This window comes from Vibrio sp. MMG023 (assembly GCF_021654215.1).
In the GTDB taxonomy this organism is placed as follows: Bacteria; Pseudomonadota; Gammaproteobacteria; order Enterobacterales; family Vibrionaceae; genus Vibrio; species Vibrio jasicida.
In genome coordinates, this window is record NZ_JAKFZP010000005.1 from 340,481 (window position 1) to 365,042 (window position 24,562).

Sequence of the window (24,562 nt, forward strand, 5' to 3'; positions counted from 1 at the left end):
TCACTAGCATCTTAAACGCATCCTTAGCTGGTTGTAAGCAAAGCTTAGTGACTACGAGCTAAAGAGACATTTTAACTTTGGTAAATAGTGACATTACAACTTTGCGCCTACATCCTTAGTGCGCATTATGTATATTATGTTAAATGCAATGTAGACGTACGCCAAATCTTCTCTACATTGGTCTCCTATCCCTCTCAGATTTCAAATTCAGACATCGTTTGTTAGGTTCATTAAACATAATGGTGATTTACCATAAAATACTTAATATAGATCTTAATAATCTTGCGATTGTTAAGATCTATATTAAGGAGCTATGCAGTTTCTACTAGTGACTGAATCACTTCGTAAATATCTTGCCTGCGAACTGGCTTTGAAATGAAGCCATCCATTCCTGCCTTCAAACACATTCTCTTATCACTCTCCAACGCATGGGCTGTCAGAGCAATAATAGGAATTGAAATCCTTTTTTTTCTGATAAGTCTTGTCGCTGTTATGCCATCCATTACCGGCATTGAAACATCCATGAGTACCATGTCGAGTTCTTGGCTATTTTGCTCCAAGAATTTGATGGCCTCAGATCCGTTGTTTGCTATACAAACATTATGTCCCAACTTATTTAGAATCAGTTTGATCACCAACTGGTTTGATTCGGTATCTTCGACAATAAGTATATTCAGGGCCTTCGATGGTCTGTTCGCTTCAATCTTTACTGGGCGCTCTTGGTTATTACGTGTGAGAACTGGAATCCTTATAGAGAAATGAGACCCGACATTTTCTTTACTGTTTACGAAAATCGAACCACGCATCATTTCCACTAAATGTTTGGTAATTGCAAGCCCCAAACCTGTGCCACCAAAACGACGCGTGATCGATCCATCACCTTGATGAAATGCAGTAAATAAGTGATTCAATTTTGCCTTTGGAATACCTATACCGGAATCCATAACTGAAACTTTAAGTTCGTTATTTTGTTCTTCGACCGTAACATTAACTTCACCAAAGTCAGTGAACTTTATGGCATTCCCGATCAGGTTGAACAACACCTGAGAAAGTCTGGTGGAATCTATCCAATATTGTTTACTTTTTTCTAATCCGAAGCTTAAATTAAAGTTCAAATTTTTACTGGTAGCTACTTGTTTTTGTTGGGAAATAACAAATGTTACAACGTCACTTAAATCAACCCACTGTTCATTTAATTGAAAGCTGCCCGACTCTATCTTAGATAAATCAAGGATGTCACTGATGATCGCTAATAGGAGTTCTGCCGAGCATTCCATTTGATCAAGGACTTCGGACTGGTCATCGGTAAGCATGGATTGGCGCAGTATATCTAACATTCCCAATACCGAGTTTAACGGCGTTCGAATCTCATGACTCATCATGGCAAGAAATTCAGATTTCGATTGGTTTGCCTTTTCCGCATCTTCTCTTGCTCTGGCGAGTTGAGATGTACGCACGTCAACGATACGTTGTAACTTCTCTTTGGTTTCAATATCTATAACAGCGCGTTCAATTAAGGGGCTAAAGCGTCTTAATGTCTCTTTGTTCTCGATGCTAAAATGCCCTTTTTGAGCACCGATCAATAAGATGATATTTTGGGTTACCTCGGTTCTAATCCCAGTTAAGACAACTGAATTAACATGGCTTTGTATAAAGCTGTTAAGGTTTTCAAACTCACGTAACCTTAGCGGCTCAAACAGTAAAATACACTCACCGTTTAAAGCTCGCTCGGAAACGCTACCCTGTAACCAATCTAAGTTATCGAACACACTATTTGTAGAGATTAAGGTTTTAAATGCGTCTCTAGTATGGTCTCGAGTGATCACGATGAAGTCATCAAAATTGATGTACTTTTTAAGTACGTTGTTAAGGCCGGAAAATATTTCGTGTCGATTTCGAGCCTCACTCATTGCAGAGATAGCAGATAGAATGGCTTTATTTTCATCTGCCAGAAGCTTTTCTCGTTGCCTTGCTTCTTTAAGTTCGACTAACGCTTCTTGCAACGCTTCTTGTTGATATATCTCTAAATATTTATTTTTCATAAGGTTTATGGAAAATCGCTGATGATATCATCAAGTTTCCATGTCCATTTTCACCACCAATGAATCTTCCTTGCTCACCAAATGTGAATGGGCAAATAAAAGGCAGGTGTTCTAATTCTTGGTTAATTTGTTCGCAAACACTGTTTATATCTTGCTTTAAGTGCAACATAGGACCAGCACAAAAGATATTGATCACACCTATTTTTCGAGACTCTTCTAATTTTTGATTAAAAGCAGCATTCACAACCCTTGCAGCTCTTGCAATTAGATGCTCCCTACTCCCTTTCATTAGCGTTAATTGCTCGCCTTCTTCGATAGTTGTGAACAACTCGATGCCACCGTGTGAGGTCTCGCGAATGGGATGGGACAGCTTGTAATAAGGCCTTTCATATAAGTACCCGGCAACACGACCTAACGGGTAAGCACTGGCATTAGTAAACAGAAATTGTTCGTTATCTGGTTGATTATTTTGGTGGTTTGTCCATCTTCGATAAACATCTAGTGCTGGCTCACCGTCAATTTCTAATAAACATCGGTTGTGGGTTTTCGTTGCAGTTCCCGTAATATCCGTTGGGGAATGCCCTGCACTAAACGCAATATCGACAGGTTGAGATGAATAAAATAGTGTTAAGCTAATGCCAGCTTTTTCACTTCCTTGCGTGGTTATAATAGACCAGTTCCCTTCTATGTTATTGTCGGCAGAAGAGCCGCCAATAATGGGAACCAAAGTACCAAACCGCTGATCGATCGCTTCAATTACAGCCTCTTCATTCCCTGGCGTGGCATGTAAAAGAATAAGGTTGGGTACCTCGCCGAGCCGGTTAGCATGAGATAAGGCCATGTTCAGCGCTTCATTCACATAAGTATCGACAGAATCACCACATTTCGAAATTCCAGTACCATAGGAATGTGGTCCCGAATCATAGATAGCCAGAACGGCGATGACTGGTCCACGATGGTAACCTTGGTTGGTCATAATTGCCTGACACGAGCTCGCACCGTGGAGAGACTGTTTAGGAAACAGCTCTCGAAACGCTGATTGAATAGCACGGAAGTCATACTCCTCTGTGTAATAGCAGATGAGGTGAGAGAGGTTCTCTTCAAAGAGTTCCGTGCGAAATTTCTTAATCGCTAAATATTCGTCTGTAATATGAGTAAATAATGATTGGCACTGCATACGAGTTTAATTATTGTGTGATCTTTAACCGTTATACCATTACGACAATATAGCGCTAGACAATAAAGTAATAATTGTATAAAGAAGCGTCATTATCTCGCGTCAGATCTGATTTATAAATGAACTTGGACAATGTTTTCGCTTATTTTGAAATTAATTACTCGAGTCTCAGAAATATCACTCCAATTACTCTGGCGATATTTATCCGACAGATCTATAAACTCACCAGATTGATTTAGATCAATTTTTATACTGCCATTTTCTGTGCTTTCGATCGAAAAGCCATCAGAACCCTTGTTTATCGTGATTTTTTCTGTTCCGATTGTTACATCACATCGTTGTTTTTGTGAACAATCCACAACGCTACTCGTCTCATAAGTAAAGGTTCTCCAGAAAAATGCACCAATTAAAAGACTGAGCATGATTAAGATTTGTGCAAGTCTTGCCTTTGTTAACTTTTGTGCAGCCATAATTCCTAATATCCTTGTTACAAACTTCAAACTTTTTAAATAAAAAATGATTTCCAGAGGCCTAGTAAGGTTACTACTCTGTCATTGAATTGTTAATTCAAGTATAGTGACTCGCTGAAAATGCCACTTTTTATTAAAGTCAGCAATGGAAATAAAGTGATGATAACACTTAAATTCTAGAGTTTACTTGGGTGGTGTTACGACGCAAGTCGTGTTGGAAGTAAAGTGTAGTTAATTAGAAATTGGAAGCATGCAAATGAGCCAAGTAAAGCAGCTTGAACAAAACTACAACTATACAGTCGTTCGCCAATTTACCCTTGTGACCATTTTATGGGGCATAGTTGGTATGGCTGTTGGTGTTTTGATTGCCGCTCAATTAGTTTGGCCACAGCTAAACTTTGATACGCCGTGGTTGACGTACAGTCGTTTACGTCCACTGCATACTAATGCGGTAATTTTTGCGTTTGGTACCAGTGCTCTGTTCGCAACATCTTATTATGTTGTTCAGCGCACCTGTCAAACACGTCTTTTTGGTGGCCCACTCGTTGCCTTCACCTTTTGGGGATGGCAAGCAATTATCCTAGCCGCAGCAATCACCCTACCTTTAGGTTTTACCTCAGGTAAGGAGTACGCTGAGTTAGAATGGCCTATTGATATTGCAATCGCGATTGTATGGGTATCTTACGCGGTCGTGTTCTTTGGAACATTGGTCAAACGTAATACGTCTCACATCTATGTGGCTAACTGGTTCTTCGGGGCCTTTATCCTCACAGTAGCAGTACTTCACATCGTGAACAGTATGGCAATCCCAGTATCGCTTGGTAAATCTTACTCGATTTACTCCGGTGCCGTGGATGCGATGGTTCAATGGTGGTACGGACACAATGCGGTAGGTTTCCTACTAACCGCTGGTTTCCTTGGTATGATGTACTACTTCGTCCCTAAACAAGCTGAACGTCCTGTTTACTCTTACCGTTTATCTATTGTTCACTTCTGGGCACTGATCTCTCTGTACATTTGGGCTGGTCCTCACCACCTGCATTACACAGCACTACCTGACTGGACTCAGTCTCTAGGTATGGTGATGTCTTTGGTTCTATTTGCTCCATCTTGGGGTGGTATGATCAACGGTATCATGACGCTGTCTGGCGCATGGCATAAGCTTCGCTATGACCCTATCCTACGTTTCCTAATCGTTTCGTTGTCTTTCTACGGTATGTCTACCTTTGAAGGTCCAATGATGTCTATCAAGACTGTAAACGCACTATCGCACTACACCGACTGGACCATTGGTCACGTTCACTCCGGTGCTCTAGGTTGGGTTGCTATGGTTTCCATTGGTTCTGTATATCACCTTGTTCCTCGTCTATTTGGTCAAGAGCGCATGTACTCTGTTAGCCTAATCAATGTTCACTTCTGGTTGGCAACTATCGGTACAGTTCTTTACATCGTAGCAATGTGGATTTCTGGTGTGATGCAAGGCCTAATGTGGCGTGCAGTTAACTCTGACGGCACACTGACTTACAGCTTTGTAGAATCTGTAGAAGCATCTTACCCGTTCTACTTCGTACGTTTCTTAGGTGGTTTCATCTTCCTATTCGGTATGTTCTTAATGGCATACAACACGTACAAAACAGTAACGGCGCCTAAAGAAAGCCTAAAAGCTATCCCTCAACCGGCATAAGGAGATTAAAGAATGAGTAATAATTCGAATAATCGCCACGAAATCCTAGAACGTAATGTCGGTTTGTTGGCAATTTTCATCATCTTTGCAATTAGTTGGGGTGCGCTCGTAGAAATCACTCCTCTAATTTTCCAGAAGCAAACGACGGAGCCTGTAGAAAACCTACGCGCTTACACTCCTCTGGAAATGGAAGGTCGTGATATCTACATCCGTGAAGGTTGTAACGTTTGTCACAGTCAGATGATTCGTCCGTTCCGCTCTGAAACAGAGCGCTACGGTCACTACTCTGTAGCCGGTGAAAGTGTTTGGGAACACCCATTCTTATGGGGTTCTAAGCGTACTGGTCCAGATTTGGCTCGTGTAGGCGGACGTTACTCTGATGAGTGGCATCGTGTTCACCTTATTGATCCTCGTGAACTAGTACCTGAATCAAACATGCCTGGTTTCCCTTGGCTAGAAGAGAACGTACTAGACGGCAAACTGACGCAGAAGAAACTAGAAGTATTCCGCAACCAGTTCGGTGTTCCGTACACGGATGAACAAATCGCGAATGCGGCTAAAGATGTAGAAGGTAAAACAGAGATGGATGCAATCATCGCTTACCTTCAGTCTCTTGGTCATGCAATGAAGTAAGGGGGTTACATGGATTTCGGTACAATTCATAGTATTTATACCGTAGTACTCTTCGCGAGTTTCATTGGCATCGTATGGTGGGCATTTGGTAAGAAACGTAAAGCACGTTTCGAAGAAGATGCTAACTTGGTGTTTGCAGACGAAGAGCAAAAAACGACCCCAAATAACCAAGGAGTGAAGAAGTAATGACTACATTCTGGAGTCTCTGGATTATCGTGATTACTGTCGGTACGCTGGTAGGCTGTGCGATCCTCTTGACTTGGTGCGCTAAAGATAAAATGGGCGTCGAGGAAGGGGAAGACATGGGCCACGAGTACGATGGTATTCGCGAGCTTAACAACCCTCTGCCAAAATGGTGGACATACTTATTTGTGAGCACGTTTGTGTTTGCAGCTGTATATCTAACTCTATTTCCAGGTCTAGGTAGCTTTAAAGGCGTCCTCAACTGGCAGAGTTCAGATCAAACCGTACGTACGTTGGAAGAATCTAAAGAAGCCATCGCACGAGCACAAGAAAACAAGCAGCTTAACCAATATGCTAAAGAGCTTGATGATGCAGATGCTTACTTCGGAGAAGCGTTCCGTGCACTTGCTCATAATGCAGAAGGTCTACGCCCTATCCCTGAGATTGCGCAAGATCCTGAAGCGATTAAAGTTGGTCAACGTTTGTTCCTACAGAACTGTTCGCAATGTCACGGTTCTGATGCTCGCGGTCAGAAAGGCTTCCCTAACCTAACTGACGACGCGTGGTTATACGGTGGCGAACCAGCAGCTATTGTTACTACTATCATGCAAGGCCGTATCGGGCAGATGCCTGCGTGGAAAGATGCACTTGGCGAACAAGGTGTTCAAGAAGTAGTAAGCTACACGCTAAGCCTATCTGGTCGTAAAGTGAATGCACGTGAAGCGGAAGCTGGTAAAGCTCGCTTTGTAGTGTGTGCAGCTTGTCACGGCACAGATGGTAAAGGTAACCCTGCTGTAGGTGCACCTGACCTAACTGACCAAGACTGGTTATTCGGCGATTCACGCGCTGCAGTAACAGAAACAGTTATGAACGGTCGCTCTGGTGTGATGCCAGCTTGGAAGGACATTCTAGGCGAAGACAAAGTTCAACTTGTCGCGGCATACGTCTGGAGTTTAAGCAACTCTGACAATAAGTAACATTTCAATAACAGCCCCTTTCATAGGGGCTGTCTTTCCTTTAAATTTAAAGCCTTACATTTTTTCATTTAGCTGTTGAGAACTTTTTTATGGTAAAGCCTTGGTATAAACAATTTTGGCCGTGGTTCCTGATCATCCTACCTCTAACTGTGGTGATTTGGACAATCGTTACTGTGGTCGTATTCGCCAACAACTCGGTATCTTTGGTCGCTGAGGATTACTATAAAAAAGGCAAAGGTATCAACATCGACATCAGTAAAATGAATGTCGCTCGAGACCTTGGTCTTAACGCTACCGTTTCATCAGATGATAACACGGTAGTTATCTCTTTTAACAAAGGGGAACTGCCGCACTTCCCTGCGCTAACCGCGACGTTTACACACCGCACGTTGCCAGACCGTGATTTTACTAAGCTTCTCACTGCCGATGCGAAAGGCAACTATCGTTTGACGCAAGAAGACTCTATTCAAGGTCCTTGGTTTGTTGAACTTGAACCACACAACAAAGAATGGATGATTCAAGGTCGAGTTGAATTCCCTGCACAACCAACAATATTAATGAAGTAAGTCTATGTGTAAATCCTGTTATCACTGCGGTGAAGATGTACCAGCCAACACGGATTTCAAAGTAGAAATATTGGGTGAAATTCGCGACATGTGTTGCCCGGGTTGTGAAACTGTGGCGCAGACCATTGTCGAGAGTGGGCTCGTCTCCTACTACCAATACCGCACTGCACCAGCTGAAAAAGCAGATTTAGTTCCGGAACAGCTCCAAGCGCTGATTCATTATGATAATGAAGAAGTGCAATCGGAGTTTGTTCGTAATAATGAGAACACCTCTGAAGTCACGCTTTCCTTGGATGGCGTTTCTTGCGCAGCTTGCGCTTGGCTAATCGAAAAGCAAGTCTCGGGCGTAAAAGGCTTAGTGTCTATCCGTGTAAATACCACCACGAACCGAGCTTTACTTGCGTGGGATAAAACACAAGTTCGTCTTAGCGAATTGCTCTCTGTGATTCACAAACTCGGTTATAAGGCTGCACCTTTTGAAGCGGATAAACAAGAAGCCGCATATCACCACACAATGAAGCAATACCTGTATCGCTTAGGCATTGCAGGCCTTGCAACCATGCAAGTAATGATGTTAGCAGTGGCGTTGTATCTGGAAGTTTTTGGCGATTTAGAGCCGGAGTTTAAAAACTACTTCCGATGGGTAAGCTTAATCTTCGCAACTCCTGTACTGCTCTATTCTGCGCTTCCCTTTTACCTCAATGCATGGCGAAGTATTAGAGGACGAACGCTTGGTATGGACGTTCCTGTGTCCATCGCATTAATCTTTGCTTATGTGGCAAGTCTAGTCGCAACGGTGACAGAGCAAGGTGAAGTATTCTTTGAATCCATCTCGATGTTTACTTTTTTCTTGTTGGTTGGTCGATTCTTAGAAATGCGTGCTCGTCGCAAAGCCGCGGCTGCTAGCGGTAACCTTCTTAAACTCATCCCTGCGATTGCCACCACGTTAGACGGTGAACAAATCCCAGTTAAAACACTAAAGGTCGGCGATCGTATTCGCGTTCTTCCTGGCGAACATATTCCTGCCGATGGCAAAGTGATTTCTGGTCGTATCCATATCGACGAGTCTATGCTGACCGGAGAGTCTGTTCATGTAGTTAAGAAGGCGGGAGATGCCGTTTATGCGGGCACATTGAATGGCGATGAGTCTTTCGATCTCGAAGTGACGAATTCAAAAGCAGATTCGATGATTTCTAATATCGTTCGTCTTCAAGATGAAGCTCAGCATTCTAAGCCTAAAATCGCTGAAATTGCCGACGTAGTAGCACGTTATTTTGTCGGCGCGATTCTAATCATTTCAGCTGGCACGTGGCTTTACTGGCACCAAACCAAACCTGATGATGCGTTCTGGATTATGCTGTCTGTTTTGGTAGCGACTTGTCCATGCGCCCTATCCTTAGCAACGCCAACCGCACTAACTTGTGCAACCTCTCGAATGGGTAATTTTGGTATTTTGCTACGTAAAGGCCATGTTTTCGAAACGTTGTGTAAGATTAATCATCTTGTCGTAGATAAGACAGGTACGCTGACCAAAGGCGACATCGAAATTAATCAAACTCAAACCTTCGCTAGCTTTAACGAAGGTGAAGCACTTGCGATCGCATCGGCACTTGAAGCGCACGCAAACCATCCTATTGCTCGGGCATTCTCAGGGTTTGGTCAAGAAGACGTTACTGTAAGTAATGTTCAAAACATCATTGGTTCTGGCATTCAAGGTAATTGGAACAATAAGACAGTAAAGATCGGCAGTGCTACTTTTGTGGTTGGTGAGAACCGAGATGAAAGCAACGCCGTCTATCTCTCCGTCGACGAAAAACACGTTGCGACCTTCTATTACCGTGACCCGATTCGTAAAGAGAGCAAAGCATTCATCCAGCGTTTTGCGGATGCAGGTATCAAGACAACGCTATTGACAGGTGATTCTTTGCAAAACGCTCAACCAGTTGCTAACGAAATGGGTATTGACCATGTGATCGCCTCAGCAAAACCAGAAGATAAACTCGCGTATCTTCAAGGACTAGATAAAAACGACATCACTATGATGGTCGGTGACGGCATTAACGATGCACCTACTCTTGCAGGTGCACACCTATCCGTTGCGATGGGTGGTGGTACGGATGTCGCCAAAGCTTCTGCAGATATGACCCTTCTAGGCGATAATTTAGAGAAGCTATTAGAAGCAAGATTACTTGCGATACGTACAAGAAAGATAATCCGAGAAAACTTGGCTTGGTCTTTAGGTTACAACCTGCTAATTTTGCCATTGGCAGTTGCAGGTCTTGTCGCACCTTATGTTGCCGTTGTTGGTATGTCTGCGAGTTCTATCATTGTAGTATCCAACTCATTGCGACTGCTTAAAGAGAAGTAAAGTAAGAGAGCTAACATGGAAAGTCTTTACATTTTAATCCCTATCGCCATTGTTTTGGTCTGTGTGGCGGTTGCTATTTTCCTATGGGCCGTTCGCAGTGATCAGTTTGAAGATCTAGAGCGACAAGGCCACAACATTCTTCTCGATGAAGATGAAAAACCAAATAACAAAAAAACGTAACGTTACTCTATGAGTCCAGATTTTATCGGTGCTTTTATGATTGGCTTGGTCGGGGCTGGTCATTGTATGGGGATGTGTGGTGGTATCGCGTCACTACTCTCTATGGGCACAAAAAACACTAAGCCTTCACCCGTTATCCCTCTCTTCTACAATATTGGACGCCTCGCTAGCTACGGTTGTGTTGGAGCAATGGTTGGTGGGGCTATTTCTGGCTTGTCTGAACTGAGTGGATTAACCCAATCATTAGCGTGGCTCCGCTTTATTGCGGCTATATTCATGATTTTGGTTGCTTTATATATTGCTAAATGGTGGCAAGGCCTGCTGATTATTGAAAAACTTGGGCAGTCCCTTTGGAAATTGATTTCACCTGCCGGTAGGAGCTTACTCCCACTCAAACACCCTTTACATGCCCTGCCGTTTGGGTTTATCTGGGGATGGTTACCGTGCGGCTTAGTGTACTCGGCTCTCACTTGGTCAGCAGTGTCAGGAAGCGCATTAAGTGGCGGGATGATCATGCTGGCATTTGGTCTTGGTACTCTTCCATCGATGCTCGCGATCGGATACGGAGCGAGCCACTTTCAGAAGTTGCAAAAGTCGTTAATATTTAGAAACATCTCAGCGTTAATCTTAATAACTTATGGCGTGTATACTGCCGCCGGAGCTATGCGAATGCTCGGTTTCATATAGTATGAAAGTCGTTTTCAATAATTTTTTTGCTACCCTTTAGAAGTAAGCGGTGATAAAATATTGATGTATATCAAATAGTGAAAGGTTGTTATGATTTCTGAAAAACCTGCAACAAAGCGTATCCAATCAGGTGGTTGCGCGATTCATTGCCAAGATTGTAGCATTAGCCAACTGTGTATTCCGTTCACTCTAAACGAGTCTGAGCTGGATCAGTTGGATCAAATCATCGAGCGTAAAAAGCCAATCCAAAAAGGCCAAGAGCTTTTTAAAGCAGGTGATGAGCTAAAATCTCTGTACGCTATCCGCTCTGGCACGATAAAGAGTTACACCATTACAGAGCAAGGCGATGAGCAAATCACTGCGTTTCACTTAGCTGGTGACCTTGTAGGTTTTGACGCAATAACAGGTGACCAACACCCAAGTTTTGCTCAAGCGCTTGAAACTTCTATGGTTTGTGAGATTCCATACGAAATCCTTGATGACCTATCAGGAAAAATGCCTAAGCTTCGCCAACAAATCATGCGTTTGATGAGTAACGAGATTAAAGGCGACCAAGAAATGATTCTGCTTCTTTCTAAAAAGAATGCAGAAGAGCGTCTTGCTGCATTCCTGTACAACCTATCAACACGTTTTTCCCAGCGCGGCTTTAGTCCTCGTGAATTTCGTTTAACCATGACTCGTGGTGACATTGGTAACTATCTTGGTCTAACGGTAGAAACCATTAGCCGTTTACTTGGTCGCTTCCAGAAATCTGAAATTCTGAGCGTAAAAGGTAAGTACATCACCATCTTAGATCACGATGCATTGATGGAACTTGCAGGCGTTAGCAAAGACTAATTTGCCCTATCAATTGATGTAGCTCGAAAATGAGCTACATCATATTTCTTCTAAAATCCCTTCGAAAGTCCTCAAATTCTTGTTCAAACTGAGCTACAGTAAAAATGTACCTTGTGTACTCCAATATACTGATTTACTTTATATTCAGTATTTGGTTTTACAATAATAAGTGGGCTTAGATATGAGTATATACAGTAAGATCCTTGTTGTTGCTGACATCAATAATGATGAGCAGCCAGCACTTGCAAGAGCGGTTCAACTCGCTCGAAAAAGTGTATCCAGAAGCCGAATCACTTTCTTTCTGTCAATCTACGATTTTTCGTATGACATGACCTCAATGCTGTCGGTCGATGAAAGAGATGCTATGCGTCGCGGTGTTATCCACCAACGTGAACAATGGATGCGTAAGATAGCCCAACCGTATTTAGACGATAGCTTCGACTTTGATGTTTGTGTTGTTTGGCATAATCGCCCCTATGAAGCGATCATCGCTGAAGTCTTTGCTGGCGGTCACGACATCGTTATTAAAGGAACGCGTAAGCACGACGTTCTAGAATCCGTCATTTTCACTCCTACAGATTGGCATTTGTTACGTAAGTGCCCTATCCCTGTACTTTTAATTAAGAACGCTGATTGGCCTGAGCATGCGAAGATACTCGCTTCTGTTCACGTAGGCTCGGAAAATCCAACACATATTGACTTGAATGATTCGATGGTAGAGCGTCTTAAAGAAATCAGTAACCGACTTGATGCCGACCCATACCTTGTTAATGCGTACCCTGTTACGCCAGCCAATATCACAATTGAGTTGCCGGAATTTGATCCTACAACCTATACAGACGCTGTACGTGGGCATCATTTAACCGCAATGAAAGCACTTCGCCAGAAACATGGTCTTGATGAAGAGCAAACGATCGTCGAGCAAGGCTTACCAGAAGACATTATCCCAGCAACAGCAGAAAAACTAAGTGCAGCGATGGTGATTCTTGGTACAACTGGTCGTACTGGGCTTTCTGCTGTGTTTATTGGTAACACTGCTGAGCATGTGATTGATAAAATCAATTGCGACGTACTGGCATTAAAACCAAACGGTTACATCAGCCCGCTCGATCCGAATACAGCGACATAACAGTGCTTGTTTTTGAAATGATATAGAAATGAAAATCCCCCACTTGTTGGGGGATTTTTTATTCTGTTCACGGCCTTAAGGCACGCAAATTAATAAGGAGGCTCATTTCGCCTCCTCTTTTCGAATTAGATGTTGGTTACATCGATAAACATTGATTCGTCGATGTTTGTCGAAGATACCACTGCTTCACTGAATTCGTATTCTTCGCGGTTACCTTCACGATCTAATGGTAGGTTTACAAAGTCGAAGAGTTCACGGTCAGCAAGCTGGCTTGGACTTACGTTCTGGATTGACTTGAAGATAGCTTCTACGCGACCAGGTGTTTTCTTATCCCAATCGATCAACATCGCTTTAATCGATTGACGTTGAAGGTTCTCTTGAGAACCACATAAGTTACAAGGAATGATTGGGAACTCTTTATGTTCTGCGTATTTGATTAGGTCTTTTTCACGACAGTAAGTCAGTGGACGGATAACTACGTTACGACCATCATCTGAACGAAGTTTTGGTGGCATCGCTTTTAGACGCGAGCCATGGAACATGTTCAAGAACATCGTTTCTACAATGTCATCCATGTGGTGACCAAGCGCCAGTTTAGTCGCGCCAATCTTCTCTGCGAACGAATAAAGTGTACCACGACGAAGACGTGAACATAGGCCACAAGTTGTTTTGCCTTCTGGCACTTTCTCTTTAACCACTGAGTAAGTGTCCTTGTCTACGATGTAGTAAGGAATGTTCAGCGTTTCAAAGTAGTCTGGAAGAATATGCTCAGGGAAACCTGGCTGTTTCTGGTCAAGGTTAACTGCGACAACTTCAAACTTGATAGGCGCTGCCTTTTGTAGGTTCAACAGGATATCAAGCATCGCGAATGAATCTTTACCACCACTAATGCATGCCATCACAACATCGCCTTCTTCGATCATGTTGTAATCAGTAATGGCATTTCCAACATGTCTTCTAAGACGTTTCTGAAGCTTGTTGAATTCTAGGGTTTCTTTTCTTGTATCTACTTGGTTCATTGCGGGCTCTCACATCGCCGATAAATCGACTAGGGCTTCCTAACATGGGTTTCTATGGGGCGTGGATTATACGAGCTTTTTGCGCAGGATTAAATGTTTGTGTGACGGACTCATCAATAAATGCACTCAAAAACAGCGTCATGAACGTTAGAAACAAAAAAAGAGCCGCAATTGCAGCTCTTCTTCGGTTTCTTATGCTTATTTTTTTGCATTCGGTAGATAAGGTAATACACGAGTCGTTGGTTGAGGTAATGTCATATGACCACCCTCGCCCATTTCACTCATTGCGACTTGCACCTTCCCATTAACAATCGCTTTTTGAGCCCCGTTAGAGAACGTAATAGTATCATTAAGTTCGTTAGCGAACTCCATGGTTACACCTTGTACTTGGGGCGTAAACCAACCCGCAAACATACCTCCAAGATCTTCAAGTAAGGCTTGCATTTGAGGCATCAAAGGCTTCAATTCTTCGTACGTAACGCTACCCTGTAACGGTTCTTTCGTCATGACTACAAGAGAGTAATCACAGCGCGTATCTTTGGGCGTTTGTACAAAGACAAGTGGATTCGCTGACTTTAGGTTTTTATCTATAGGAAGCGGTAACTCTTTCGAAGTTGGTATCACAAACTCCTCAAAATGCTCTTCCTTTTCCATCCATGCTTTTTCGATTTCACACAATTGTTTTGTATCAGAATCAACAAAGAAAACACCGACTCTAACGTCATCATGGCCGTCTTTAATATTGTTCTTTAATTGCGTGTAAAGTTTAGAATACGTAAACATGTATTCTTGAGCGTGAGTGATAGGCGATGCCAAGATCAGTACCGCACTACCCAGTAAACTTAGGCTTAACTTCTTCATCCGATCCGTTATTTCTTTTATTGTGTCCAGTAAGCGTTATTGTGACGAATCATCGCCCGCAAGTCATTCACATAAGCGATACCGCGTTCAGAATAAGCAAGCAGACCGTGAGTAAGTTCTGATGCCGTCGCCACAGATAACAAATCCTTGTGTTTCCCTGCTAAATTCGCACGAATATCACGTAAATCAGCATACGCACGATTACGATTCACATTCATAAAATAGCCATGTACAGACTCTTGTACAGTGTCAAACTTCTCTACTTCGTGCGTTTTACCTGCACCGCGTTTCGCAGGGACGATTCCGCAGCCCTTCTTATAACACCATTGACCAAACAAGTTGTTTGCTTCGGTTGCAAAACGAGAGGTACCCCACGCAGATTCATTCGCAGCCTGTGTTAACACCAAAGCCTCAGGCAAAACATTAACTCGCTTAAGCATTTCATCCAACCAAGCTTCCGTTACCGTCTCATCTTCCAATGGGTAAGAGTAAAGTGCAGCCAAGCGTTTAGCATATGAAGTTTGTTCTGAGCTTAACTCGGCAAGTTTCAAAGCCGTTAAGAAGGCACGCTCTTTTTCTATGCGCTGATTTTCTAACGTAATTTTCGGTCGAAGGAAGTCAAAGAACGCTGTCTTCTTATCTTTCGTGTCCTTAATCGAGTTGAAATCAGGAATGTCACCAATATAAGGGAGGTTAGACAAGTCTGGGTGTGTTACCGGGCCGTGCACCAACTGCGAGTCAATCGCATTGCGATATTCGCGGTCGTAGTGCAAGTATGGTCCTACAGAAACAAAAGTGGCGGCTATTGTGATAGCCGCCACTCGTAAACTCATTGATTTTAAAGATTTAGGCATCAAACACCTGAGAGTTACCATCGTGATCGTTATCATTTTGCTGTGTCGCTACGATCTTTAACTTGATACCAAACATTTCGCGGTACAGGATTCCCTTCAAATGGAAGAAGAACGGTAGCACAAAGATCAAGCCAATTCCGTAGAACATTGCAGCAATAATAAACATCAACATCACGCCCAAGTAAAGCCCTGCAAGAACAAAAATCTTCTTGTTGACTGCACGAAGAGACAATAATAATGATTGCATTGGTGGCACTCTTTTCTCACAAATCAATAAGATAGAATGACTAAAAGCTAAAGAAAGGTATAACGATAGCAGAGGGAAAATCATCCCAGCTACGCCCTGCAGCATTAGACTAAATAGCGTCGCTAAAATCACTGGCACCGTGAATTGTAGGCCTTTACCAACGTGACGTACTTTTGTTTTCAACCCAGCGACATGGCTCATAGCCATCAAACTGATACCCGCATAAATTGGCGCACTGATCACTTCGTAACTAAAGTTAGCGACATAAATAGCAGAGACGATGTCAGTGGTAAAAGACTCAGGGTCTTGCAACGCATCAAGAATCACACCTGGGTCACCTAATTGAAGTTGCAATGCGATATAGAAGATGCCCAACTGAACGAAAAGCAACAAGATGATCGCTGGCGAGAAGGACAAAAATTGTTGAATGGTCGTGCGCCAAGCCTCACTAAAAACAGCGCCCGCTTTTAGTTCATACTTGCCAGAAAGAGCTCGCTCTACACTCCCTCCTAAATTGAAATCTTTCTCAAAATCGTTGTTCATATGTTATCCAAGGCTAACTTGTAAATTTTTTTCTGGAAAACCAGCCAATTAATAAGGGCGTCATTATAAAGAAATCTTTCCAAGTCTAAAATCAGATCTCGGCCTCAATACTTGCAATATCTTCTATTTGGTCGATAATTAACCACTCGCAAATCTATGAAATTGAAAACATTTGCTGGCGAAATTAAAACCCTACAAAACGATAGCGAAAGCGTAAATACCCCCATAAAAACAGTATGGTAAGGAATGTTTACTTTTGCCTGCAAAATTTTTTCTGTTTCAAGATAAGAAAATGCTTTGATTTCACAATTTTGGTGATTATGATGCGCGCCTCAAAAGTGAATGACTAATGTCACATCAATGGGATATAACCCAATTTGAACGTGGGAGAAATACAGACGTTGAACGCTAAACAGCAAGCAGGAAAGCCAGTAGTTCGTCTATCTGGTATTAGCAAAAGTTTCGATGGCAAGGAAATCATCGGTAATTTAAATCTGGATGTTAATCATGGTGAGTTTCTGACGATTCTTGGCCCATCTGGTTGTGGTAAGACAACGGTTTTACGCATGATCGCTGGCTTTGAAACGGCAGACAACGGTCAAATCGTATTAGATGACCAAGATGTAACACAGGTTCCTGCAGAGCAAAGGCACGTCAACACGGTATTTCAGAGTTACGCACTCTTTCCTCATATGACCGTATTTGAAAACGTTGCATTTGGTCTTCGTATGCAGAAAACACCTGCTGCAGAGATCGAGCCACGAGTAATGGATGCGCTGCGCATGGTTCGCCTAGAAAAAATGGCACAGCGTAAGCCACACCAACTTTCTGGTGGACAACAACAACGTATCGCGATTGCTCGCGCGGTTGTCAACAAGCCAAAAGTACTGCTGCTAGATGAATCTCTATCTGCACTTGATTACAAACTACGTAAGCAAATGCAAATCGAGCTTAAACAGCTTCAGCGTCAACTTGGTATTACCTTTATCTTCGTTACGCACGATCAGGAAGAAGCCCTATCGATGTCTGACCGTATTATTGTTATGCGCGACGGTGTTATCGAACAAGATGGCTCTCCACGTGAGATCTACGAAGAACCTAAGAACCTATTTGTTGCTCGCTTTATCGGTGAGATCAACGTATTCAACGCAACCATGCTAGATCGTATCGATGAGAAACGTATCCGTGCAGAAATTGAAGGTGTTGAATCGGTGGTTTACTACGATCAAGAAGCACAGGCCGGTGACAAACTTCAAGTACTACTTCGCCCAGAAGACTTGCGTATCGAAGAGATTAAAGAGTCTGAAGAAAAAGGCATCGTAGGTCACGTGACCGAGCGTACCTATAAAGGTATGACGCTAGATTCAGTTATTCAATTGGATTCTGGCATGCGCGTGATGGTAAGCGAATTCTTTAACGAAGATGATCCAGATGTGGACCACTCACTCGGCCAGAAAGTCGCTATCACTTGGGTTGAGAGCTGGGAGGTAGTACTAAATGATAAGCAAGAAGCTTAATCTTCAGAACGCGATCATTGCCCTAATTGTTGGTTGGTTAACACTTTTCGTGTTGGTACCAAACCTAATGATTATTGGTACAAGTTTCTTGACGCGTGATGAAGCAAACCTAATTGAATTAACGTTTACTTTCGACAACTACCTTCGCTTGCTTGACCCTCTGTACGCGAAAGTGCTAATGCACTCTTTCTACATGGCGATCATCGCGACATTGTTGTGTTTGGTTATCGGTTATCCATTTGCTTACATCGTAGCGAAAATGCCTGAAAAATGGCGTCCGTTTATGTTGTTCTTGGTTATCGTACCGTTCTGGACAAACTCTCTGATCCGTACATACGGGCTAAAGATTGTTCTTGGTACACAAGGTGTCTTAAACAAATCGTTGATGGCAATGGAAATCATCGATAAGCCGATACGCTTAATGTATACAGAAACGGCAGTGATGGTCGGTCTTGTATACATCCTGCTTCCGTTCATGATTTTGCCGCTTTATTCGGCAATCGAGAAGCTAGACAACACTTACATTGAAGCGGCAAAAGATCTTGGTGCGAACAAGTTTCAAACCATTACGCGAGTAATTTTGCCTTTAACAATGCCTGGCATTATCGGCGGTTGTTTATTGGTTCTACTACCTGCACTGGGTATGTTCTACATCTCTGACCTTCTTGGCGGCGCGAAGAACCTACTGATCGGTAACGTAATTAAGAGCCAAGTATTGAACGCTCGTGACTGGCCATTTGGTGCTGCGACCAGTATCGCCCTCACCTTCGCAATGGCTGTTATGCTTTATGCTTACTACAGAGCAGGCAAACTATTGAATAAGAAAGTGGAGCTAGACTAATGGGACGCACAGTTAGATTTAGCTTTATGGCGCTGGTATATGCTTTTCTGTATCTACCAATTATCGTCTTAATTGTTAACTCATTTAATGCCAACAAATTTGGTATGAAATGGGGTGGTTTCACCACGAAATGGTACGAAACCTTAGTAAACAACGACAGCCTAATGCAGGCTGCATGGCATTCATTGAACGTAGCGGTATTCTCTGCAACAGCGGCAACCATCATTGGTAGCTTAACGGCTGTTGCCCTATTCCGTTACTCGTTCAAAGGTAAAGGCGCGGTCAACGGCATGTTATTTGTTGTAATGATGTCACCAGATATCGTTATGGCGATTTCATTACTTGCTTTGTTCCTTGTATTAGGTGCACAGCTTGGCTTCTTTACCTTATTGATTGCTCACATCACCTTCTGTCTACCATTCGTTGTGGTAACAGTATACAGCCGACTAAATGGCTTTGATGTGAAAATGTTGGAAGCAGCGAAAGACCTAGGCGCGAGTGAATGGGTAATCTTAAAACAGATCATTCTTCCTCTTGCAAAACCTGCGGTAGCTGCGGGCTGGCTATTGAGCTTTACCCTGTCTCTGGACGACGTAATTATTAGCTCGTTCGTAACAGGTCCAACTTACGAAATCTTGCCATTGAAGATTTACTCAATGGTTAAGGTGGGCATTTCACCAGAAGTGAACGCCCTAGCAACGGTCATGTTGATTGTTTCTTTGGTATTGGTAGTGATTTCTCAGTTGCTAGCAAGAGAAAAAGTAAAGTAGTATCCGCATCCGTTAACATCACGAAACAGAATGGTTACATGCCATTCTGTTTTTCTATCTATCGTCCAAAATTGGACAACGTTTGGTTTGGAGCTAACGTCAATGAAAAAATGGGCTACTCTATTAGCTGGTAGTGCATGTGCGCTTTCTCTGTTCTCTGGTACAGCGGCAGCGGATGATAAAGAATTAGTATTTATGAACTGGGGTCCTTACATCAACAGTAATATCCTAGAACAATTTACTAAAGAAACTGGCATCAAAGTCATCTACTCGACTTACGAGTCGAATGAAACCTTGTATGCAAAGCTAAAAACTCATAACCAAGGTTATGATCTAGTGGTACCTTCCACTTACTTCGTAGCGAAGATGCGTGACGAAGGTATGCTACAAAAGATCGATAAGACTAAACTGAAAAACTTCGGTAACCTAGATACTAACTACCTAGACAAGCCTTACGATCCGAACAACGACTACTCTATTCCACACGTTGTTGCGATTACAGGTCTAGCGGTTAACGCTGACATGTACGATCCAAACGAGTTCCAAAGCTGGGCTGACCTATGGAAACCTGAGCTTGAAGGTCAAGTAATGCTTATGGATGACACTCGTGAAGTCTTCCATATCGCATTACGTAAATTAGGTTACTCAGGTAACTCTACGGATCCAAAACAAATCGACGAAGCGTACGCAGAGCTACAAAAGCTTATGCCAAACGTTCTAGTATTCAACTCTGATAACCCAGGCGCTCCATACATGTCTGGCGAAGTTGGCGTTGGTATGCTTTGGAATGGTAGCGCGGCAGCTGCTCAAAACGAAGGCATGAACCTAAAGCTTGTATTCCCTAAAGAGGGAGGTATCGGCTGGGTTGATAACTTTGCAATCTCTTCTGGTGCGAAGAACGTAGAAGCTGCTCACAAGATGATCGACTTCCTACTACGTCCAGAAATCGCAGAGCAAATCTCGGCTGACACGGGTTACCTGACTGCTGTTGCAGAGTCTAACGCTAAGTTTAAAGACGTTGCACCATTGTTCCCTTCTCAAGAAGATCTTGACCGTGTTGAATGGCAAGACTCTGTTGGTGACATGACAGCGAAGTACGAAGATTACTTCCTAAAGCTTAAAGCGGGCCAATAATCGCTTAATAAGCCATCTAGTAAATGAAAATAGGCAGCAATACGCTGCCTATTTTCGTAATTGACTGATATAATTACACGTTGCTAGGTTTATTTGACACAGCTTCAACATTCTCCGTCGATGAAGACATGATGTTTAACGTTCGTGCTCAAATAAACAGGATTGTGCTTATCGCAACTTGGCTCAAATCGGTATCTGTTACTAGTATTGATTTGACCTGTTGCTGAACAAAACGGAAATAAAATGAAAAGTAAATTCTACGCAAGCGCACTGTGTGCAGCGACGCTAATCGCTTCCCCTGCAATGGCTGCTGATCAAGAACTGTATTTCTACAACTGGTCGGAATACATTCCAAACGAAGTTCTTGAAGACTTTACAAAAGAAACTGGAATTAAGGTTATCTACTCTACGTACGAGTCTAACGAGAGCATGTACGCAAAGCTGAAAACTCAAGGTTCTGGTTACGACTTGGTAGTACCGTCTACCTATTTCGTATCTAAAATGCGTAAAGAAGGCATGCTGCAAAAGATCGACAAAGAGAAGCTTTCTCACTTTGCTGATCTAGACACTAACTTCCTGAACAAGCCGTTCGACCCGAACAACAACTACTCTATCCCTTACATTTGGGGTGCGACCGGTATTGGTATCAATGCTGACATGCTAGACAAGTCATCGGTTTCTAAGTGGGACGATTTCTGGGATAGCAAGTGGGAAGGTCAACTAATGCTGATGGATGATTCTCGCGAAGTATTCCATATTGCATTGACTAAGCTTGGTTACTCACCAAACACGACTAACCCAGACGAGATCAAAGCAGCTTACGAAGAACTGAAAAAGCTAATGCCAAACGTGTTGGTATTTAACTCAGACTTCCCAGCGAACCCATACTTAGCAGGTGAAGTATCACTTGGTATGCTTTGGAATGGTTCTGCTTACATGGCTCGTCAAGAAGGCGCGAACATCGACATCATCTGGCCAGAAAAAGGCACTATCTTCTGGATGGACAGCCTAGCAATTCCAGCTGGCGCGAAGAATGTTGATGCAGCTCATAAGATGATCGACTTCCTACTACGTCCTGAGAATGCTGCTAAGATTGCACTAGAGATTGGTTACCCTACTCCAGTGAAAACAGCGCATGACCTACTACCGAAAGAATTTGCTAACGATCCAAGCATCTTCCCACCACAAGAAGTGATGGACAGCGGTACATGGCAAGACGAAGTTGGTGAAGCAAGCGTGCTTTACGATGAGTACTTCCAAAAGCTAAAAGTAGACAACTAATCACTCTGTCGAAATAGTTTAGAAAAGCGGCTTAGGCCGCTTTTCTTGTATCTGAAGATCGCTATTTGTGGCTCAATCCTTACTGCTCGAATTGCAAAGCATCAGAATACAACGTTTCAAAATACAAAAAGGCATCGAATCACTCGATGCCTTTGTTAAAGAAGGTTCTATCCGTTTAATTAAGCGCTGGCTTCGTTTTCCAGAGCAAGAATTTCGTCAACCAATTTTGGCACTTCAATACTTGCTTTGCCGTAACGCTTCTCTTCAAACTCACTCTCGACAGCACTTGGCTCCAAGTTAATTTCAATCGTATGTGCACCATGCATCTTCGCATCATGTACAAAGCCTGCAGCTGGATATACCACGCCAGAAGTACCAATAGAAACAAACAAGTCTGCTTCTTCCAAAGCCGCATAGATCTCACCCATGCGTAGTGGCATTTCACCAAACCAAACAATGTGAGGGCGCATTTGCGCTGGGATCTGGCAACAATGGCACAATTCACCGGTTTCAATGTCTTCTGAATGTTCGATGACTTGGTTGGATTCACTGCAACGTGCTTTAAGCAATTCACCGTGCATGTGAATGATATTGGCGCTACCGCCTCTCTCGTGCAGATTATCAATGTTCTGAGTGATAATAGTCACTTTGCCTTCCAACTGCTCTTCTAGGCGTCCTAGTGCGATATGAGCCGCATTCGGCTTGATATCTTCGCCTTGAAGCTTTGAACGACGTTGATTGTAAAAGCTTTGAACAAGATCCGGATCGCGGTCGAAACCTTCTGGCGTTGCCACGTCTTCTATTCGGTGATTCTCCCAAAGACCATCTTGAGCTCGAAATGTTTGAATACCAGACTCAGCCGAGATGCCAGCGCCAGTAAGTACGACAATATTTCTGTATGGGAAATTCATAACCTATCCTTGTTGCTCTTTTTATTAAGCTTAACACCGATACAAAAACAACAATAGCAATAAGGATTAGACCATGGTCGTAAGCCTGCTGATTTGCCTCTAATTTCTGCTTAAAAACTGGTGACATTAAGAAGATTTTCTACAATAAAAAAGCCTCGCGTTTGCGAGGCTTTTGAACAGATAGACCGTTTTAAAGGTTTGGACCTGTAGACGGTCTGTGCGGCATATTGTTGCGCAGTTGGTTCATACCTTGGTACATACGTAGGAACCACACGAGAATCGCAAGCGTTGCGAACAGCATACCTACCCAAGGAATGAAATAAGCAACCGTGTCTAACAAGGTACTGTGCACCCAATAATCACTTACGCCAACCAATACACCATTCGATGTTGCCACTGTTACGATCAGAACAACAAAGAACGTGAAGTACAGGAAGAATGTGCGAATCAAGCCGTAGTAATGTGAATTCACTACGTCACTGTCTTCACCTTTATCCAAACGGTAACCCGCGTAAATGATTGCGATAACGCCTGAGATCAAAAACGTAAACGGGGTAAAACAACTCAGGATGTAGGCAACCCAAATCCCGTTATGAGGTTTGTTCATTCGTCTTCGCTCCTTTTACGTCCGTTTGAGCTGTATCAGCCTCACCCATCGCTTCTTTAGATTTCACTTCTTCATACCAAAGGTCGTGGTGCTCTTTCGCCCATGTCTCGTCAACTTCACCAGTAACCATACCTTCTAGTGCACCTTCCATACCGAATAGACCGATGTAGATGTGGAAGATAAAGCCACAGATCAGAATCAGTGCTGAAATCGCGTGAACAAGGTTAGATAGTTCCATATCGCGGCGAGTTTGGCCGAAAATTGGGAAATCCAGAACTAAGCCACTCACTGCAGCAATAGCACCGAAGAAGATCAACAGCCAGTAAATCGCCTTCTCACCACCGTTTGAGAAACCAGCAGATGGATGCGTACCTTTATGCTTACCAACCATGCCGCCCATTTTCATGAACCAACGAATGTCAGTCATTGTTGGAATGGACTTACGCCACCATTTCAACAAAACAAACATCAGCAAGATAAAGAACAAAGGACCCATGTAGTTATGGTACTGCTTCGCCAACATGACGATGAAGCCCCAAAACTCAGTTGGTACGTACGGCTTCAAGAAGTGCTTACCGTAAACCAGCATCAAACCACTGAATGCCAGCGTTAAGAAGGTAAACGCCATGCTCCAGTGCAGTGCGCGGTCTAGTCGAGACCAGCGTTTCATCTTCTTGCCAGTACGTGGTTTACTTAGCATCAGAGGACCAACGAATACGTAAGCCATGATAACCATTGCGATACTGCCGAAAATCGCGACAGCGCCCGCAGGAGACATCCATTTCTCTTTAAGAATGTACCAAGTCTCACCCGGAGTACTGATCAGCACACCGTGTTCCGCTGATTTCGACGTGGTATAGCCTTCTTGCCCCTCTTTGACCTGACGCCAAAAATCTGCACCTGCAAGTTGCGTCATCTCCTGTTGTACCACTGGAGATGTATCTTCTTGCGCAGACGCTGGCATCGTGAAGGTCAGCAGTAATGCTGTCATCATAGACAGCATTACAAGAGACGCACGTTTAAGAGTATTTAACATGTGTCTCT

At 43.1% G+C, this 24,562-nt stretch carries 25 protein-coding genes; 15 read left to right on the forward strand and 10 right to left on the reverse strand.

Translation table 11 applies throughout. The annotated features are described in order from the left end of the window. Window positions 1-311: 311 nt before the first annotated feature. The 3 genes from L1076_RS17960 to L1076_RS17970 form a co-directional block, all read right to left on the reverse strand. The gene (locus L1076_RS17960; RefSeq protein ID WP_237304198.1) at window positions 312-2,042 is read right to left on the reverse strand and encodes an ATP-binding protein; all 1,731 of its coding nucleotides are present in this window, start codon (window positions 2,040-2,042) and stop codon (window positions 312-314) included. Continuing rightward, on the reverse strand, window positions 2,032-3,219 hold the full coding sequence (locus L1076_RS17965; RefSeq protein WP_054757381.1) for an FIST N-terminal domain-containing protein: 1,188 nt from the start codon (window positions 3,217-3,219) through the stop codon (window positions 2,032-2,034). Before L1076_RS17965 ends, L1076_RS17960 begins: the two co-directional genes overlap by 11 nt. Before the next feature lie 113 nt (window positions 3,220-3,332). Continuing rightward, window positions 3,333-3,689, reverse strand: a complete 357-nt coding sequence (locus L1076_RS17970) for a hypothetical protein (protein WP_038881928.1) — start codon at window positions 3,687-3,689, stop codon at window positions 3,333-3,335. Between the two features lie 256 nt (window positions 3,690-3,945). Here L1076_RS17970 and ccoN point away from each other — a divergent pair, with 256 nt between their 5' ends. The 10 genes from ccoN (at window position 3,946) to uspE (ending at window position 12,933) form a co-directional block, all read left to right on the forward strand. Next, window positions 3,946-5,373, forward strand: coding sequence for a cytochrome-c oxidase, cbb3-type subunit I (gene ccoN, locus L1076_RS17975; protein ID WP_033006505.1), 1,428 nt, complete (start codon window positions 3,946-3,948; stop codon window positions 5,371-5,373). Between the two features lie 12 nt (window positions 5,374-5,385). Further along, on the forward strand, window positions 5,386-6,006 hold the full coding sequence (gene ccoO / locus L1076_RS17980) for a cytochrome-c oxidase, cbb3-type subunit II (RefSeq protein WP_237304199.1): 621 nt from the start codon (window positions 5,386-5,388) through the stop codon (window positions 6,004-6,006). A 9-nt stretch (window positions 6,007-6,015) separates the two neighbouring features. Next, complete coding sequence (locus L1076_RS17985; protein WP_009706108.1) at window positions 6,016-6,192, forward strand: CcoQ/FixQ family Cbb3-type cytochrome c oxidase assembly chaperone; 177 nt, start codon at window positions 6,016-6,018, stop codon at window positions 6,190-6,192. Next, window positions 6,192-7,166: a cytochrome-c oxidase, cbb3-type subunit III gene (ccoP, locus tag L1076_RS17990; RefSeq protein ID WP_038881927.1), complete on the forward strand. Its 975-nt coding sequence runs from the start codon at window positions 6,192-6,194 to the stop codon at window positions 7,164-7,166. Before L1076_RS17985 ends, ccoP begins: the two co-directional genes overlap by 1 nt. An 89-nt stretch (window positions 7,167-7,255) precedes the next feature. Beyond that, on the forward strand, window positions 7,256-7,732 hold the full coding sequence (locus tag L1076_RS17995) for a FixH family protein (protein WP_038881926.1): 477 nt from the start codon (window positions 7,256-7,258) through the stop codon (window positions 7,730-7,732). A 4-nt stretch (window positions 7,733-7,736) separates the two neighbouring features. Then, a complete protein-coding gene (locus tag L1076_RS18000; protein ID WP_054757379.1) occupies window positions 7,737-10,100 on the forward strand; it encodes a heavy metal translocating P-type ATPase metal-binding domain-containing protein in 2,364 nt (787 codons plus the stop codon). A gap of 15 nt (window positions 10,101-10,115) precedes the next feature. Then, entirely contained in the window at window positions 10,116-10,280 is a 165-nt protein-coding gene (gene ccoS, locus L1076_RS18005; protein ID WP_054757377.1) for a cbb3-type cytochrome oxidase assembly protein CcoS, read from the forward strand. A 9-nt stretch (window positions 10,281-10,289) separates the two neighbouring features. After that, a complete protein-coding gene (locus tag L1076_RS18010; protein ID WP_038881923.1) occupies window positions 10,290-10,967 on the forward strand; it encodes a sulfite exporter TauE/SafE family protein in 678 nt (225 codons plus the stop codon). Between the two features lie 90 nt (window positions 10,968-11,057). Further along, window positions 11,058-11,804, forward strand: a complete 747-nt coding sequence (locus L1076_RS18015) for an FNR family transcription factor (RefSeq protein ID WP_038872924.1) — start codon at window positions 11,058-11,060, stop codon at window positions 11,802-11,804. 181 nt (window positions 11,805-11,985) lie between these two features. Continuing rightward, a complete protein-coding gene (uspE, locus tag L1076_RS18020) occupies window positions 11,986-12,933 on the forward strand; it encodes a universal stress protein UspE (RefSeq protein ID WP_038872922.1) in 948 nt (315 codons plus the stop codon). A gap of 125 nt (window positions 12,934-13,058) precedes the next feature. Here the strand turns inward: uspE and ttcA are convergent, their stop codons facing one another. The 4 genes from ttcA to L1076_RS18040 form a co-directional block, all read right to left on the reverse strand. After that, window positions 13,059-13,952, reverse strand: a complete 894-nt coding sequence (gene ttcA, locus L1076_RS18025) for a tRNA 2-thiocytidine(32) synthetase TtcA (protein ID WP_038872920.1) — start codon at window positions 13,950-13,952, stop codon at window positions 13,059-13,061. Window positions 13,953-14,150: 198 nt separating this feature from the next. Continuing rightward, on the reverse strand, window positions 14,151-14,813 hold the full coding sequence (locus tag L1076_RS18030; protein WP_237304200.1) for a DUF2987 domain-containing protein: 663 nt from the start codon (window positions 14,811-14,813) through the stop codon (window positions 14,151-14,153). Between the two features lie 17 nt (window positions 14,814-14,830). Next, window positions 14,831-15,667: a glucosaminidase domain-containing protein gene (locus L1076_RS18035; RefSeq protein WP_045404413.1), complete on the reverse strand. Its 837-nt coding sequence runs from the start codon at window positions 15,665-15,667 to the stop codon at window positions 14,831-14,833. Then, window positions 15,660-16,457, reverse strand: coding sequence for a hypothetical protein (locus L1076_RS18040; RefSeq protein ID WP_038872759.1), 798 nt, complete (start codon window positions 16,455-16,457; stop codon window positions 15,660-15,662). The genes L1076_RS18035 and L1076_RS18040 overlap by 8 nt, the downstream gene beginning before the upstream one ends. Window positions 16,458-16,858: 401 nt before the next feature. Between L1076_RS18040 and potA the strand changes: the two genes are divergently transcribed. From potA to L1076_RS18065, 5 genes are all read left to right on the forward strand, one after another. After that, window positions 16,859-17,974, forward strand: a complete 1,116-nt coding sequence (gene potA, locus L1076_RS18045; protein ID WP_009706100.1) for a spermidine/putrescine ABC transporter ATP-binding protein PotA — start codon at window positions 16,859-16,861, stop codon at window positions 17,972-17,974. Then, the gene (potB, locus tag L1076_RS18050) at window positions 17,955-18,815 is read left to right on the forward strand and encodes a spermidine/putrescine ABC transporter permease PotB (RefSeq protein ID WP_237304201.1); all 861 of its coding nucleotides are present in this window, start codon (window positions 17,955-17,957) and stop codon (window positions 18,813-18,815) included. The genes potA and potB overlap by 20 nt, the downstream gene beginning before the upstream one ends. Next, on the forward strand, window positions 18,815-19,585 hold the full coding sequence (gene potC, locus L1076_RS18055) for a spermidine/putrescine ABC transporter permease PotC (protein ID WP_005389180.1): 771 nt from the start codon (window positions 18,815-18,817) through the stop codon (window positions 19,583-19,585). The genes potB and potC overlap by 1 nt, the downstream gene beginning before the upstream one ends. Window positions 19,586-19,687: 102 nt before the next feature. Next, window positions 19,688-20,719, forward strand: a complete 1,032-nt coding sequence (locus L1076_RS18060) for an extracellular solute-binding protein (RefSeq protein ID WP_038872754.1) — start codon at window positions 19,688-19,690, stop codon at window positions 20,717-20,719. 243 nt (window positions 20,720-20,962) lie between these two features. Then, entirely contained in the window at window positions 20,963-22,000 is a 1,038-nt protein-coding gene (locus L1076_RS18065; protein WP_038875062.1) for an extracellular solute-binding protein, read from the forward strand. A gap of 179 nt (window positions 22,001-22,179) precedes the next feature. On the opposite strand, the gene cobB is transcribed toward L1076_RS18065, so the two are convergent. The 3 genes from cobB to L1076_RS18080 form a co-directional block, all read right to left on the reverse strand. Beyond that, the gene (cobB, locus tag L1076_RS18070; RefSeq protein WP_038872748.1) at window positions 22,180-22,911 is read right to left on the reverse strand and encodes a Sir2 family NAD+-dependent deacetylase; all 732 of its coding nucleotides are present in this window, start codon (window positions 22,909-22,911) and stop codon (window positions 22,180-22,182) included. 190 nt (window positions 22,912-23,101) lie between these two features. Continuing rightward, window positions 23,102-23,518 carry a hypothetical protein gene (locus tag L1076_RS18075; protein WP_038875061.1) on the reverse strand — a complete coding sequence of 139 codons (417 nt, stop codon included), beginning with the start codon at window positions 23,516-23,518 and terminating at the stop codon, window positions 23,102-23,104. After that, a complete protein-coding gene (locus tag L1076_RS18080; protein WP_042600801.1) occupies window positions 23,502-24,554 on the reverse strand; it encodes a formate dehydrogenase subunit gamma in 1,053 nt (350 codons plus the stop codon). The genes L1076_RS18075 and L1076_RS18080 overlap by 17 nt, the downstream gene beginning before the upstream one ends. Window positions 24,555-24,562: the final 8 nt, after the last annotated feature.